17 protein-coding genes are annotated in these 13872 nt (G+C 52.5%); 4 read left to right on the top strand and 13 right to left on the bottom strand.

All coding sequences use genetic code 11. The features are described from left to right. Positions 1 to 173: 173 nt before the first annotated feature. Entirely contained in the window at positions 174 to 338 is a 165-nt protein-coding gene (locus XYCOK13_RS02975) for a hypothetical protein (protein ID WP_213410406.1), read from the bottom strand. Positions 339 to 597: 259 nt separating this feature from the next. Here XYCOK13_RS02975 and XYCOK13_RS02970 point away from each other — a divergent pair, with 259 nt between their 5' ends. Together XYCOK13_RS02970 and XYCOK13_RS02965 are read left to right on the top strand one after the other, a co-directional pair. Beyond that, positions 598 to 843 carry a hypothetical protein gene (locus XYCOK13_RS02970; RefSeq protein WP_213410405.1) on the top strand — a complete coding sequence of 82 codons (246 nt, stop codon included), beginning with the start codon at positions 598 to 600 and terminating at the stop codon, positions 841 to 843. A 200-nt stretch (positions 844 to 1043) separates the two neighbouring features. Beyond that, a complete protein-coding gene (locus tag XYCOK13_RS02965; protein ID WP_213410404.1) occupies positions 1044 to 2069 on the top strand; it encodes an LLM class flavin-dependent oxidoreductase in 1026 nt (341 codons plus the stop codon). 73 nt (positions 2070 to 2142) lie between these two features. On the opposite strand, the gene XYCOK13_RS02960 is transcribed toward XYCOK13_RS02965, so the two are convergent. The 9 genes from XYCOK13_RS02960 to XYCOK13_RS02920 form a co-directional block, all read right to left on the bottom strand. Continuing rightward, positions 2143 to 4323 (bottom strand): DNA topoisomerase III, encoded by a 2181-nt coding sequence (locus XYCOK13_RS02960; protein WP_213410403.1) that lies wholly within the window; start codon positions 4321 to 4323, stop codon positions 2143 to 2145. A gap of 138 nt (positions 4324 to 4461) precedes the next feature. Then, on the bottom strand, positions 4462 to 5559 hold the full coding sequence (locus XYCOK13_RS02955) for a PRK06851 family protein (RefSeq protein ID WP_213410402.1): 1098 nt from the start codon (positions 5557 to 5559) through the stop codon (positions 4462 to 4464). Positions 5560 to 5685: 126 nt separating this feature from the next. Next, a complete protein-coding gene (locus tag XYCOK13_RS02950) occupies positions 5686 to 5994 on the bottom strand; it encodes a Dabb family protein (RefSeq protein WP_213410401.1) in 309 nt (102 codons plus the stop codon). A 41-nt stretch (positions 5995 to 6035) separates the two neighbouring features. After that, positions 6036 to 6254 carry a hypothetical protein gene (locus tag XYCOK13_RS02945; protein WP_213410400.1) on the bottom strand — a complete coding sequence of 73 codons (219 nt, stop codon included), beginning with the start codon at positions 6252 to 6254 and terminating at the stop codon, positions 6036 to 6038. Between the two features lie 18 nt (positions 6255 to 6272). After that, the gene (locus XYCOK13_RS02940) at positions 6273 to 6635 is read right to left on the bottom strand and encodes a zinc-binding dehydrogenase (protein WP_213410432.1); all 363 of its coding nucleotides are present in this window, start codon (positions 6633 to 6635) and stop codon (positions 6273 to 6275) included. Beyond that, a complete protein-coding gene (locus tag XYCOK13_RS02935) occupies positions 6568 to 7278 on the bottom strand; it encodes a zinc-dependent alcohol dehydrogenase (RefSeq protein ID WP_213410399.1) in 711 nt (236 codons plus the stop codon). Before XYCOK13_RS02935 ends, XYCOK13_RS02940 begins: the two co-directional genes overlap by 68 nt. Before the next feature lie 78 nt (positions 7279 to 7356). Further along, a complete protein-coding gene (locus tag XYCOK13_RS02930) occupies positions 7357 to 9072 on the bottom strand; it encodes an alpha/beta hydrolase family protein (protein WP_213410398.1) in 1716 nt (571 codons plus the stop codon). Further along, a complete protein-coding gene (locus XYCOK13_RS02925) occupies positions 9026 to 9532 on the bottom strand; it encodes a hypothetical protein (RefSeq protein WP_213410397.1) in 507 nt (168 codons plus the stop codon). The genes XYCOK13_RS02930 and XYCOK13_RS02925 overlap by 47 nt, the downstream gene beginning before the upstream one ends. A 213-nt stretch (positions 9533 to 9745) precedes the next feature. Continuing rightward, positions 9746 to 10666 carry a spore coat protein gene (locus XYCOK13_RS02920; protein ID WP_213410396.1) on the bottom strand — a complete coding sequence of 307 codons (921 nt, stop codon included), beginning with the start codon at positions 10664 to 10666 and terminating at the stop codon, positions 9746 to 9748. Positions 10667 to 10800: 134 nt separating this feature from the next. On the opposite strand from XYCOK13_RS02920, the gene XYCOK13_RS02915 reads away from it, so the two are divergent. After that, entirely contained in the window at positions 10801 to 10929 is a 129-nt protein-coding gene (locus XYCOK13_RS02915; RefSeq protein ID WP_213410395.1) for a DUF4023 domain-containing protein, read from the top strand. A 76-nt stretch (positions 10930 to 11005) separates the two neighbouring features. Here the strand turns inward: XYCOK13_RS02915 and XYCOK13_RS02910 are convergent, their stop codons facing one another. Continuing rightward, a complete protein-coding gene (locus XYCOK13_RS02910; protein ID WP_373314310.1) occupies positions 11006 to 11503 on the bottom strand; it encodes a metallophosphoesterase family protein in 498 nt (165 codons plus the stop codon). A gap of 112 nt (positions 11504 to 11615) precedes the next feature. On the opposite strand from XYCOK13_RS02910, the gene XYCOK13_RS02905 reads away from it, so the two are divergent. Next, the gene (locus XYCOK13_RS02905; protein WP_213410394.1) at positions 11616 to 11768 is read left to right on the top strand and encodes a hypothetical protein; all 153 of its coding nucleotides are present in this window, start codon (positions 11616 to 11618) and stop codon (positions 11766 to 11768) included. Positions 11769 to 11817: 49 nt separating this feature from the next. Here the strand turns inward: XYCOK13_RS02905 and XYCOK13_RS02900 are convergent, their stop codons facing one another. Beyond that, the gene (locus XYCOK13_RS02900; protein ID WP_213410393.1) at positions 11818 to 12555 is read right to left on the bottom strand and encodes an alpha/beta hydrolase family protein; all 738 of its coding nucleotides are present in this window, start codon (positions 12553 to 12555) and stop codon (positions 11818 to 11820) included. Continuing rightward, positions 12552 to 13832, bottom strand: a complete 1281-nt coding sequence (locus XYCOK13_RS02895) for a M48 family metallopeptidase (protein ID WP_213410392.1) — start codon at positions 13830 to 13832, stop codon at positions 12552 to 12554. Before XYCOK13_RS02895 ends, XYCOK13_RS02900 begins: the two co-directional genes overlap by 4 nt. Positions 13833 to 13872 lie beyond the last annotated feature (40 nt).

Raw genomic sequence — 13872 nt, 5'->3', positions numbered from 1 at the left:
CGCTGTTCAGTTTTCAAAGTGCGGTACCAGCCAACTGGCCGGAAGATCAATATATCACGTTCTCGCTACTCTTGCAAGCAGTGCTTTCTTCCAGACTCCCAAGCCGCAGCTTGAAACGCGGATAATCGCTTGCCTCTTGCTCCAACCGCTCTCGCGGCCGGAAGAACAATATATCACGTTCTCGCTTCACCCGCAAGCGGTGCTTTCTTCCAGACATTCAGTCCGCAGCTTGAAACGCGGATGATCGCTTGCCTCTTGCCCCACCGTCTCGCGGCCGGAAGATCAATATACCACGTTCTCGCTTCACCGGCAAGCGGTACTCTCTTCCAGTCATTCATCAAAGGCCTTCTTTTTCCATAACGAGCTGTTATCGTGGTCAGTCCGTGACGTCCGTAACCGCATCGCTCATCGAGCGAATAATACGAAGTGTGGTCCAAACGGAGTCATTCTATACATCCGGCTCCAAAGTCTGCATCCAGATCGAAGAACGCGCGCGACATAATTTTGCCGATGACAGGGAACGATAAAGAAGGTTTCATCTCACTGTACAGTAACAGCCTCACCGCGACCCAACAACCGATAAGGAGGGAGCAGCCAATGGCAGAGGAAAAAGGCATGAACCCTTATTCTGGAGAACGTGTTGAGACGGACGGGATCTATATGACCGAATGGGGGCGCGAGGAACTGCTTAAACGAGGAGACGTGTTCCCCAGCGATGTCATGATAGGCGATACCGAATGGAAGTTGGTCTCCCTGCCCACTGACGAGGAGCAGCAGGCCATTAACAAAAACCGCGGCGAAAAACGCGGGGTCCGATTCCACGCAAAGAGCGGAGACAGATAAGCTCTTGCAAGCTTGAATGCCTGTTGACTCAAGCATGGCTAAGCATCGCTAAAGTCGCCTGCAAAGGCCAATCACAGTTCACCGTCTTGATGTCAGTCCTATAGGGGGACTGGCATTTTTCATTTCAACAGGAGGATGCTATAATTTGGTATACATTCGGCGGCGCAATCCCGAATAGACCAAACATGAGGTGAACATTCATGAGATTGGGCGTATTGGATCAGTCCCAAATTGCCGAAGGACGTACGGCGATAGACGCGCTTAACGAAACAACAAAGCTTGCCCAAGTAACCGAGCAGCTAGGATTTTCCCGCTTTTGGGTGTCCGAGCATCATGCCTCCGAATCATTGGCGCACTCCAGTCCGGAAGTACTGCTTGCTCATCTTGGCGCTCATACAACTTCTATCCGACTTGGCTCGGGCGGAGTGATGCTCCCTCATTACAGCGCCTATAAAGTCGCCGAAAACTTCAAGCTGCTCGAAGCGCTTCAGCCGGGGAGAATCGACTTGGGGCTAGGAAGGGCGCCTGGGGGCATGCCTATAGCCACCAGAGCGCTGCAGGAAAACAAGTACGTCAATATCGAACAATATCCGCAACAAGTCCTGGATATTCTTCACTATTTGCACAATACCCTACCAGAGGAGCATCGATTTGCCGGTCTGCATACCTCGCCCTCCATTCCGAGCGCACCCGATGTATGGCTGCTCGGCTCCAGCGATGAAAGCGCCAAGCTGGCAGCCCGCTTGGGACTGCCATTCGCGTTTGCGCAATTTTTCGGAGTGACGGGCGGCCAGAGCGCCATGCGGTATTACCGCGAACATTACCAGCCCTCTGCCCTGTACCCGAAACCCCAGGCCATGGCAGCGGTTTTGGCCATCTGTGCAGACACGGAGGAAGAAGCCAATCGGCTCGCATGGAGTACGGATTTATTTTTCCTTCGTTTGGAGAAAGGACTGGAATTATCATATTTCCCATCCGTACAAACTGCGGAGGATTACCCGTATACGGAATACGATCTTATGCGAATTCAGCAAACAAGACAACGGCGCATCATCGGGACGCCGGAGCAAGTCAAGGAAGCGCTGCTTGCCATTCAGGAAGCGTTCCAAACCGATGAACTGCTCATCGTGTCGCCCATTCATGACTTTCAAGCCCGTCTCCACTCATACAAGAGGATAGCGGAAGCCTGCCAATTGACACAAACGAAGGAGAGCCCGAAGCAATAACCCTTCACTAACGCTTTTCATTTAGCGCCAACACATTCAACAGGGGCTGTCCACGTGGACAGCCCCCCGATTGTTACTTGTCAAGCTTCAGCTTAGCCAAAGCATCCGCCAAGGCTGTATTGATAGGCTCGTCTTGCTGCTGTTTGCGCAAATATTGAGACACCTCTCGCTTGGAAACCTTCGGATTGTCTTTTTTCCGCTTCTCAAACACAGACAGCTTCTCTCTGTACCCACATAGACAAACAAAGAGCTGCCCTTCACCTTCTCCCCGAAGCTCCATCTTCTTGCGGCACTGCGGACAACGGGCATTCGTCGTTCTCGCCAAGTTTTTACGATGGCCGCACTCGCGGTCCTGGCAGACCAGCATCCGGCCGCGCTTGCCCTTCACTTCCAGCATCGGCTTGCCGCAATCGGGACAGCGGGTTGAGGTCAAGTTGTCATGCTTGAACGTTTGCTTGCTCTGCTTGATCTCTCGAACGGATTTCCCCGCGAAGTCCATCATTTCCCGGATAAATTCCTGCTGAGGCAGCGCGCCCTTCGCAATTTGCTCAAGCTTCAATTCCCAAGCTGCCGTCAGTTCCGGCGATTTCAATTCGTCCGGGACCAGCTCCAGCAACTGTCTGCCCTTAGCCGTCAGACGTATGCTCTTGCCATCCAGTTCGATCGAGAAATTGTGGAACAGCTTGTCTATAATATCGGCCCTTGTAGCGACTGTGCCCAGACCGCCTGTTTTGCCAATTGTGCGAATCAAAGCCTGATCGCGGTTCGACATATACGGAATCGGGTTTTCCATTGCAGTCAGCAAGGCAGCCTCGGTGAATCGAGCAGGCGGCTTTGTCTCACCGCTTGTCAGCAGTAAAGAAGCCACTGGCAATTGCTCTCCCTGCCGAATCGGCGGCAGCACCTGATCAGCCAGTTCCTCGGTTTCCTCCTCTTCTATGGCCTGGTCGTACACCTCTTTCCAGCCTTGAGAAAGAACGGTCTTGCCGCGTGCCGTGAACAGCTCCTTGCCGATCTCTGCCTGAATCGTCGTCTGCTCGTATTCAAAGGGCGGGTATAGCGCTGAGAGGAAACGTCTCACGACAAGATCATAAATATGACGTTCCTTCAAAGACAGCGAGCGCAGTTCCGGTGACTGTTCCGTTGGGATAATGGCATGATGATCCGTTACTTTGGCATCGTCCACGATGGATTTCCCCGCCTTGATGCCAGCTTTCAAAATCGCGTTCGCATATTTGGCATACATCTGAATGCCGCATGCGCGAAGCCGATCCTGCAACGTGCTGACGATGTCTGAAGACAGATAACGGGAATCCGTACGCGGATACGTAACCGCCTTATGCTGCTCGTAGAGCGATTGCATAATGGAGAGTGTTTCCTTCGCGGAATAGCCGAACTTTTTGTTGGCGTCCCTTTGCAGCTCGGTTAAGTCGTACAGCTGCGGGGCATAGCTTTTCTTATAATGCTTATCGATCTGCTTGACAACAGCGTCCTTGCCCTGAATCAAGCGAATCACTTGCTCTGCTGCCGCTTTGTCAAACGTCTGTGTCTGGTTCGATTTCTGATCGCGCCAGATCAGCTTCAAGGAGCCCGCATCGGCTCGAATGCCATAATAAGTGCGCGGCTTGAACTGCCGAATCTCCTCTTCACGCTGAGCAATAATCGCCAATGTCGGTGTCTGTACCCGGCCGCAGGAAAGCTGTGCATTATGCTTGCACGTCAACGCCCGGGTCGCATTGATTCCAACGTACCAATCTGCTGCGGAACGAGCAGCCGCCGAAGCGTATAAATGCTCGTATGCTTTACCCGGCTTCAGATTCTGAAAGCCTTCCTGAATGGCCTTGTCCGTTACAGAAGATATCCATAGGCGTTTCACCGGTTTGTTGACATGCGCTTTTTCGAGAATCCATCTGGCGACAAGCTCGCCTTCCCGGCCTGCATCCGTGGCGATGACAATATCCGCCACATCTTTGCGAAGCAATTGGGACTTGACGGTTTGGAACTGCTTTCCGGTTTGCTTGATGACAACAAGCTTCAAGGGCTGGGGGAGCATCGGCAAGTCCTCCAGACTCCAAGATTTATACTTGTTGTCATATGCTTCGGGATCGGCCAGAGTGACCAGATGGCCTAACGCCCAAGTGACAATATACTTCTCGCCTTCAAAGTAACCATTGCCTTTTTGCTGGCACTTGAGAACCCGGGCAATATCTCTTCCGACTGAAGGCTTCTCTGCTAAAACAACTGTTTTTGACATACGCTCATCCTCTTAAGTGATAGTTAATGTTACCTTACCATACTAGACGATTGCTTGCCACGTCCGTTGCTAGAACGATCGACATGGGCACAGCAAAGACGCCCCCGTCTGGGAGCGTCCGTATGCTGCTTCTCGCGCCTAAGCGTTTGCTGCAATCGCGTCCAATTCTTCAGCAATTTGGTCACGGAGCCGGTCCACGACACGAAAATCCATAGCTGACACATAAATGTTCTCCAATAGATCATGCCATTTTTTCGCATGAGCCAACGACTGCGTAGCTTCCTTCATCTTGTTGCTGTACCGCTCTCGCAGAAGCGCTATCTCCTGTGCATAGGCCTCATCCGTCCCAGGTTGTATGCAGCGCTTGTACATGTCCACGATTTCATCAGTTTCTCTCTCAGGAAAATGTTCATGAGGAGCCGTACTGTCAAAGATCGCCACGCCCAATTCCCGCAAAATCACCATATCCAGGCTGTTCGGGTCGAAACCGCAGTGATAAATTTCCAAGTCGACCCCCCGCTTTTCCGCAGCAGCCGCGATTTTCCTGAGCATCGTTGACTTGCCGCTGCCCGGGCGCCCTTTAATAAAAAAGCGCTTGGCAACGTCATGCGTCAAATTGGGAATAAAGTCTACAGCCCCTTGCGGCGTGGCCGCCCCCAAAAACCGATGGCGCAGAACCGCTTGCTTGCCCAAGTCGACATCTCCAAAAATCCGTTCAATCAATTCCTCCGTCAATTGATCAGCTGAAGCAAAGTCTATATGGGCTTTATAGATTGCTTCCCAATCGTCATGAATACGCAAGGCTTCTTCCATCTGGGCATAAGCCTGCTCATAGGCGGATGCAATTTCCCTATGCAAGCGTTCGATCTCATTCTTCTGATGGGAAAGCGAAGGACCATCCCAAGCTTCGCCTAAATCCACGTGCTTTTCTACAACCCCCGGCAGTTTGGGCTCAAGCACATAAGGCGCCGTCCCTTTAACTATGCCTGCTTTCAAGCGCGGGATCATGACTCCATCGAGTGAGCCGTTATCACTGGGACAGTGGACAAACCAAATCTCATACCCCCGCTCGGCCAAGTTGTTGCCGATACTGCGAATGATCGTTGACTTGCCTGAACCCGGTCCGCCTTTCAAGATAAAAACCGTATCCAATCCTTGAAGAGACGAATCAAACATGCTGATAAATCCTCGCGCCGTATTGCCGCCTGCATAAAAATGCTTGATGTTCGTTTCCATGCCACCAGCACTCCTTTCTGGGCGATCATCATGGTCTCGGATATTCAGTGTATGCCCGCAATAGGAGCGGCGTGCATGAAAAAAAGGCAAGATGAGCTTCCCCATCCTGCCTTAAGCCATGCCGCGTTATTTGATTTGCTTGAAGTCAATTTCCAGGAATCGAGCAACCTCCGTTTTCCACCGTTCTTCTACGAACGCAACGTGGTTCTCATGCGCATTATATGTATCATAGTCCTGCTGTGAATCAAATTCCATCGAAAAACCGTAATCATAGTCATTTTTGGCGCTCACTTGGCGGTGAACCTCAAAATGGCGCACAACCGGAATCGCCGTCAGCGCATCGTAGCCATCCTGCAAAAATTTCTCAGCCTCTGGCGAGCCCGCCGGATATTTCAGGTCAAAAATAACCATATGTCGTATAGATGCTGGATTCATCTCTCCATCATTCCTCCTGCTATTCATTTTTTAGTGCATACTCAAAGAAAGTAATACAAATAGACAGCCAATCCGCCAAAGCCCAAGATGGTAGCTACAACATAATAGAGTGTCAGTCGCGTAAAATTTTTCTTCGTACGCCGATCGTAATCCGGATTCCCTTCCTTATTTCTTCTGGAGAATCCGATCGCAACCGTTGCTATGGCGGAGGCTGCGATAATAATGGCTATCAGAACAAAAGCAAGCGTTTCCGGACGCATGACGCCCTCCTTCACCAATCATGATTCATTCGCCAAGACAACAGCCTTCAGCAATCCTTCGCTAAACGTGATCACTTTGCCGAAGTGTACGGGAAGTTCATGCAGCGGGAACCGGTGCGTGACCAGATCAAGCGGGTTGATTTCTCCCTTGACCATCAATTCTTGTACCTTCCGCCCATCCTCCATTGTGGAGTACAATGAGCCGAACAAGGTCAAATGCTTGTGAATGATCTCACTGGAGTTGAACGATACCTCCGCGCCTTCTCCAATGATCAGAAGAGTTCCTCCCGTGCGCAACAGCTTCAGAGCAGTGTCATAGGAAGCCGACTTGCCGGCACACTCTATGACATAATCCGCCCCTGCCTGATCGGTAAACGCCAAGATATCTTCTGTTGTTCGTTCTGAAGGTGCAATCGTATGGACGGCCCCCCGTACGTACCGCCGCTTCCAATCGGGATGGGACAGGATCAACCGCAATGACTGCTGCACCGCGCTGTTTGGCAAGACCGATGGCGGCCAGTCCAATGGGACCGCAGCCAAACACCACAACGACATCGCCTTGCTTCATGCTTGTTTGCTTGATGGAAGAATAGGGCGTGCCCCAATTGTCAAATATGAGACTTCCCGCTTCGTAGGACACCGAATCGTGCAGGACCAAACAATTGCGCTCGGGTACAGCGACTTTTTCGGAAAAGCCAAATCCCATATGTTCTACACCGTTCGGGCAGCGTACGTAAGCCCCTTCCCGGCAAGCTTCGCATGTGCCGCACCCTTTGACATTATTAATGGCAACACGGTCCCCTGCTTGAAGATGCCTAACCCGGCTGCCGACAGCCACGACTTCACCGGCAGCTTCGTGTCCGGCAACATAATCCCGCGGCTCCTCAACATGCCAAAACCACTTGTCCGAACCGCAGATGCCGCAGGCTTTAACCGCGACCACTACTTCATCCTCGCCAGGCACCGGATCCGGCACATCAACGACCCGCAAATCCTGCGGACCGAAAGCCCTGACTTGCTGCAAGCGCTTCACCTCCATTCATGATGTCATTCCTGTATTATAGCACGAAGCGGGACGAGCAATAAATAACACACGGGAAGACTATTGAATATCCGGATAAATGCCAATGTCGTCAATCAGTATGCGTCCCGGTTCATCTGCTTCGATTGTCCAAGTTATCGAATGCAACTGTGCTCGATTGCCCGTTGAAATCCATCCCTGGAAAGCACGAAGCGGAATGCGGAAGCTTTGAAACACGGGCTCGAACGGATTGCGATAACGTCTCGGCTTTATTTCGTTTTCCAGCTTGGGATGCTGGGTAAACTGTGTCATAACGGGCGGCGGTATAATCGCGTGCTCATCCAGATCGAGATGACCGACCGTTCCATCTGTTGTTCTGATCTCGAGCGTAACATCCGGGATAACCGCTTCCGTCGTCGAATCGGATACAGGCAGCGCCGCCAATGAAAAAGCCAGTTCGTTCTCGGGATGAACAAGCTGGCCCCCCTCTGGCGGAAGCAGAAGCGTATATGTGCCGCCTGCCTCATCCCATACCAGCTCAGCTCCGCGGTTCTGCTTGCTGTTGCCCTGCCTGTCTCTGACTTGGATATTTTCTTTAGCTGTCAACGACTCGGCCTTGCTCGTGACGCCTGGCAGCCCCTTTGAAGCCAATTCGTAATCCTCCAATACTACAAACGTGGAGTCGGAGAATTGCGTAATATACCCTGTATCGGGAAGCCATTCTGCGGCCGAGCGCCAATCCTGGAATAAGGGCAAATACTCTAGTTTGCCGTGCAAAGTCGCTTCCAGAAACGCCGTCAAATAGATGAGCGCCGCTTCTCTTTGCTCAGATGCCGGCAGAAGATCCCGATGATTCAACAGGAAATGAGTAGGTCGCGTAATATCACGATCTCCCCACCCTGTGTTGAATTGGCCATGATTCGCGCCGATTATATAGACAGCCGCCTTAAAGCGATAATCTTCGGACTCACTAACATCGTCAGAAAAAGTGACGCGCCGGTACTGCCGTTCTCCGTCAAAGGTACTGATATCACCATCCTGGTTCCCTTGCAGCACCAAATAATGCACGTCCCGCAGACGGAGATAACTCTGATTGATACGCCAATCTGTGGGAGCAAGAGCCGCAACAGCCTGGATTCTGTAGCCATTATCGGCTGCCATCACAACGGCCTGGCCACCGCGGGAATGGCCAATCAGAGCAATTCGCTCCAAATCCACCTTGCCGCTGAATGGATTTCCGGCATTCATATGAAATTGTTCAATGGCATGCAAATGCTCGATGAGTCCCCATTCGCGCAGAGGCATGTTCTGATTTTGACCTGAACTCCAAGCCGAATAGTTCGCAAAGTTCTCGTCAACCGATACCGCTATAAACCCTCTGCTTGCAAAATGCTCGCCAAGGTAAGCGTAACCGCCGTCCGAGAATTCCTCCATCAAATGATTCCCATGTACCATCAGCACCAACGGAAAGGGCCCTTCTCCCTCAGGCATCCACACTCTTGCGTTCAGCGGGAGAGCGGAGATGTCCGTCCGCCAGAACCAGCGGCGGAATGAGGACCACGCTTCAGTAATTTCTGTAGCATCTGCTGAGGCGGTAAGAAGCTCGGCCTTCGAGCCATATTCGGTTCTGAACCTGTCTTGACCGCTGCCATATGTGAAAGAAGAATACGCGTACTGGCCGGCAATCCCCGGATGCTCCGCTTGAATGGCCGGTGGGTGCGGCCCATCTTGATAGATTTCCGCATACCGCTCATAGATAGGTTTTTCTCCCGGCCAAACTTCCAGCAGCCAGCTCACCCCCCCCTAGCCAGACCAGTACTGCCCCAACCATGGCAAGGCGGGAAGCGACTCGCTTAGGATGCATGATGCAGCGATGCGCAATGAGACCGGTTCCCAGCCCGATCGCGCACAAGAGCAGGCCTGACATAATGGACAAGCGCCACGACATATCCGCTTCATGGAAGCCGATGATGGCGCTGCTCGTACCGATGACGATTGTACTTATCGTCAGTCTTGGCATAGCAATAGGTATGAAAGATAACAGTCCTGCCAGCAGATGAGCACCGAGCCATAGAGCCAGCAGCATGAGTCCGAGGTATACAGGAATCTCCACCCATGGGCCAAAACCGAGTGGAAATCCCCAAGCAAAGCCTGCTCCAACAGGCAGCATGACAGCCAAAAATCCGCCCAGTGCACGAAGTGCGCCAGGTGAGTCAGCCGAACGCAGCTTGGCAATCATTCGTTTCCATCCAGTCATTCCCCCATGTCCCCTCTCCCTTTGACGTTTGCATTAGCTACGCTTGTTCTCTGTGTGCACGCCAAACCGATTGGCGCACCTACTTGAGTATGTTACCATAAAATCTCCAAGCGTAATAAGAGGTACAGGGAAGACCGAATATGCACAAGAATCCCCTTAAGACAAAGAAGAAGCTGTCCCAGCCATTGGCTGAAGACAGCTTCTCGGTTCGCGCTATTGCGGAAAACCCGGTTCCGCTGGCATGCTCTCCTCGTCGCTGCGCTGACGGCTTGCAGAATCGGGGGTGCCGCCAGCTTGCTGGTTCGACAGGGATGCCGTCATGCTTGCGGATTGATGCTGACCGCTTGCCGCGTTGGCGCTCCCGGTTTGATGCTGGCCGGCCGTCTGCATGCTGCCGGATTGGTGCTGGCTCGCCATAATCGCACCGCCTTGCTGCTGGGAAAGGTAGGAAGCCGCTCCAGTTTGGTGCTGGCCTCTTGTTCTCTCCATAGCGCCGGTTTGATGCTGGCCGGCCATATGATTCAGCGTGTCAGCTTGCGGTTGATTGTAGCCGAGCATACTGTCCTGTTGGCTAGCAGGCATCCGGCCCATATTCCCTGCTTGCTGATAGCTGTTCATGACCGTATTCGTTGTCATCTCCTTCATGGTCGGCACTTGATAATAGCCTTTTTGATTCATGTACTGCCATATCTCATACGCCTGCTCGGAACAATTCACGGCCCCCTGCTGAAGCATCGAACGCAGCTGCGGGTCGGCACATTCCAGCGCCGCAATCATCTTGAACAAAGCAGACGATTTGTGGGAGCTGAGCATGCCGCTTGCTACGTCACGGTCATCCATTTGATGAACGGACATATTCGGAGCCTGCGTCCCGGGATTGTCCAGACCATAGACGGGTGTGATTTGCTTGGGGGAGCGATAAGGGACGGCTTGCCCGCCGCCTTTTTGCTGCGCCATGTTCACCATTGCATTGTACTCATTGATGGCAAATTGCAGCTGGCGATCCATGATCTGCTGCAGCTGCGGGTCCTTTGCGAAGGAGCGGTACAGTTGGAATTGATTGAGACAGTTAATCGCGTTGTTCATAACCTCGTGCATCTCCATAACCTCGTGTGCGCCTAAATGTGCGGCCATGCGAATCCCTCCGTATATGTAATGTGGGCAAGTGGACCCCCTCACTATTTTTTGCCAAGCAAATGCGGATTATACGGCAAATTCATAAACGCCGGATATGACGGACACACTATGCCGAAAAGGAGGGGAAGCCAATGGATACGCACGAATACGTAGAAAAACTTCATGATACCCAGCGCAAAGACGAAAAAAATCGGGAGCAGCAAGGCAAACGAACGCCTTCAGCCAAACTCCCGACCAAGCAGCACAGCAACAATCCCTAGCTTTCATCCATTTTTGTCAAGCTCTGCGAGCAAGGTCTGGTCCCGGCATCACCGGGATCTCCGCTTGCTGTGTCTGCTAGTTGAAAAACTTCCAGTCTGCACGGATCTCATTGCCTTCCACCTCAAGCCAGCCGCACGAATAATGCTGTTGTCTGCGTTTATCTGTGGGCGACCCGGGATTGAACAGCAAGACACCCTCTCTGAGCTCCCGATAAGGGATATGAGAATGACCGAATACAATCGCATCAACCTGTTCATGTTGAAAGGCGCGGTAAGCGCGGTCCGGTGTCGATTTTCCAAGCCCTTGATGACCATGAACCAAGCCTATTCGTTTCCCGCCAATCTCCACGATGCGCTGCCAGCCGTACTTCTCTACCACAGCTGTGCCGTCCGTATTTCCCGCTACGCCATAAACGGGAGCAATCGCGGACAATTCTTCCGCCAGCTCCGGAAAGTTCCAGTCGCCGGCATGCAGAATAAAGCGCACATTGCGGAAAGCATCGACAACAGCTGTCGGCAATTGTTTGGCTTTCCTTGGCATGTGTGTATCGGACAGCACGCCAATCCGAATCATCGATCTCCCTCCTCTTGTTCCTCAAGTTTTCGAATTCTCCAGCAATCTGCTACGTGACGATGACGCGCTCCTGTAAGGAAACGGACATACTATACGTGGGGGTGAAGCAATCATGAACGATCACAAACAGCGAAAAGGACATGTGCAGATCCAGGCTCCGCCAGCGAAAGTGGTGGCAGAGGCAAAAGCAGACGACAATATGGATGAGCAAGTGAGAAGGATGAAGGAGCGCGACGGGCACACGGAGTACTGTGGCGGAATGTAGCCGGCTCTGCCGGCTTTTTTCCAACCTGTTGAACCGACTGTCTGTCTTTTCACGCTTTATCGTGTTCGGCTTCCGCTGCCAGTCTTGCGGTTATCCAAGACCAAACCGTGCGATACGTCACCGTTTCGTTCGATCCAACCCCGTCCCGAACATAGGGGGCCGTCTGGCGGAAGTAGTCCGGATGCCCGCCGATCAAAGGGATATCTATGATGGTTCCGGGGGGATTCACCCTCCGGTTCGGGCTAGCTATCGATGCTCCCCACCCCCCCATTCGCGTAATTGGATCAACAACCCAGCGCTTGGAACGCTTGACCTGACTTCGAAACATGCCCCTAACATAAAGGGTGCGCGCTTGCAGTTCCTCCGCTATCGAGCATTTCGGCGTACCAATTTGCACCACACCCAACACGCGTTTTTGTGCCTGCATCAGCATGTATGCTGCATGCACTACAGCCACTCCGCCTCCGCTGTGACCTACCATGACATAATGATGCGGGTCGTCACTTGCACCCGCAGCCGCACGCGCCAGCCAATGATGCAAGCGATTGCCGCCGATCGACTGCGTGTACGCCTCTGGGCGCAGGCGCAGATCATGGTAAATTTCCCATAGCTGCTGAGGCTTGCTCCGTTGCCAGTCGCCGTAAGGAAGCAGAGAGCTTGAGCGTACAGCATAGCCCAACTGGACGAAACTTTCATGCAGGCGGGCGCGGAACGGGTCCAGAAATCCCGGAGCAGTGGCAAAGCCGGCTGCTGTGATCAACACGATAGTCGACGATCTCGTCATCATGGTTCCTGACCCGCCGCATTCGACTGCAAATGTTCGTAGTGATACAGGATGCGCTCCCGGTAGCTCGGATGTGTGGATCCTAGCAGGCGAATAAGCAGCGGAGGATGCCATTCCCGCAACGACGCCTTGGCCATATCCTGATATAATCTGACGCCTGCCTCGCCGTCGGGAATCATGGCAAGCGCATAGCGATCTGCCGCTCGCTCCGCCTGCCGCGATACAGCATTGGAGAACGGAAGCGATGCGAAGGATAGGACAGATACGATGAGGAGTAGCAAAGGCAGCGCACGGAGATCCGCTGCGCTTTTGAGCTGCCATCGCTCCCCCCATTTGGCTAAGGCCAATCGCAGCAGGATGCTGCCTGCCCACAGCAGAATGAACAGCGAGGCAATTGCTCCCACCGCACTCCATTCCAGATGGTGCATGACATAATGCCCAATTTCATGCGCCATTATGAGCAGGATTTGTTCCTCCGTCAACCGCTGCAAAGTCGTATCCCAAAGGACAATGCGCAAGGAAGTGCCAAGCCCGTTAACATAAGCATTCATCGCATTGGTCTTGTCCGATACTTTTACTTCATATACCCGATCGGTCGAGATGCCAGATTGTTCGGCAAGTGACAGAATCTTCTCCTCGAGGACCGGATCGCTTAGACGGGTAAACTCATCATAAAGCGGATCAATCACTACTGGTTGAATAATCATCATGAATAAAGTAAATGGAATGGACAGGAGCCATACCTTGAACCACCAGTTGCGCGCGTTCTTCCGCATGAAGGCGAACACAACAGCTGACACCGCTGCCAGAAGGACAAAATCAAGCGAATAAGAAATTGCCTGATCCCGAAGCCAGTCCGCTGCCGGTTGGACGGAAATGCCATAGTGTTTGGACAAGCGGTAGCTTATCAAGCGAATCGGCAAATAAAGCAAATATGATGCGGTATGTATAAGCCATACATAGCCTACAAAGCGGAACACATAGAACCGCCTATTGACAAGCCACATCTCCGACAATCTCTGTACAGAACGGCTGCCAAGCAGCAGCAAGTAAATGGCCCACTCCCACGGAAAGCTTAGCAAAAAAAGGCCATTGCGCAAATCGTTGTAAAGAGAACCTTGGCGCACTTCTTCCGGCGAAAGGAAGGTGGCAGGATCGGCAGCACTGCCCTGCAGGTGCTCGGGGACAGAATAAGAATCCGTCAGCATCAAATACAAGGCGATGCTCAACGGAATCAAAAGCAATCCTGCCCAGAATGCCCGGTTCTTCCCCAGTTTCATAATTCCTCCTCTCCTTTCTATCCTCTTACATCAGTATACC

The organism is Xylanibacillus composti, assembly GCF_018403685.1.
GTDB lineage: Bacteria > Bacillota > Bacilli > Paenibacillales > K13 > Xylanibacillus > Xylanibacillus composti.
This window is presented reverse-complemented; position numbering and strand designations above follow the sequence as displayed.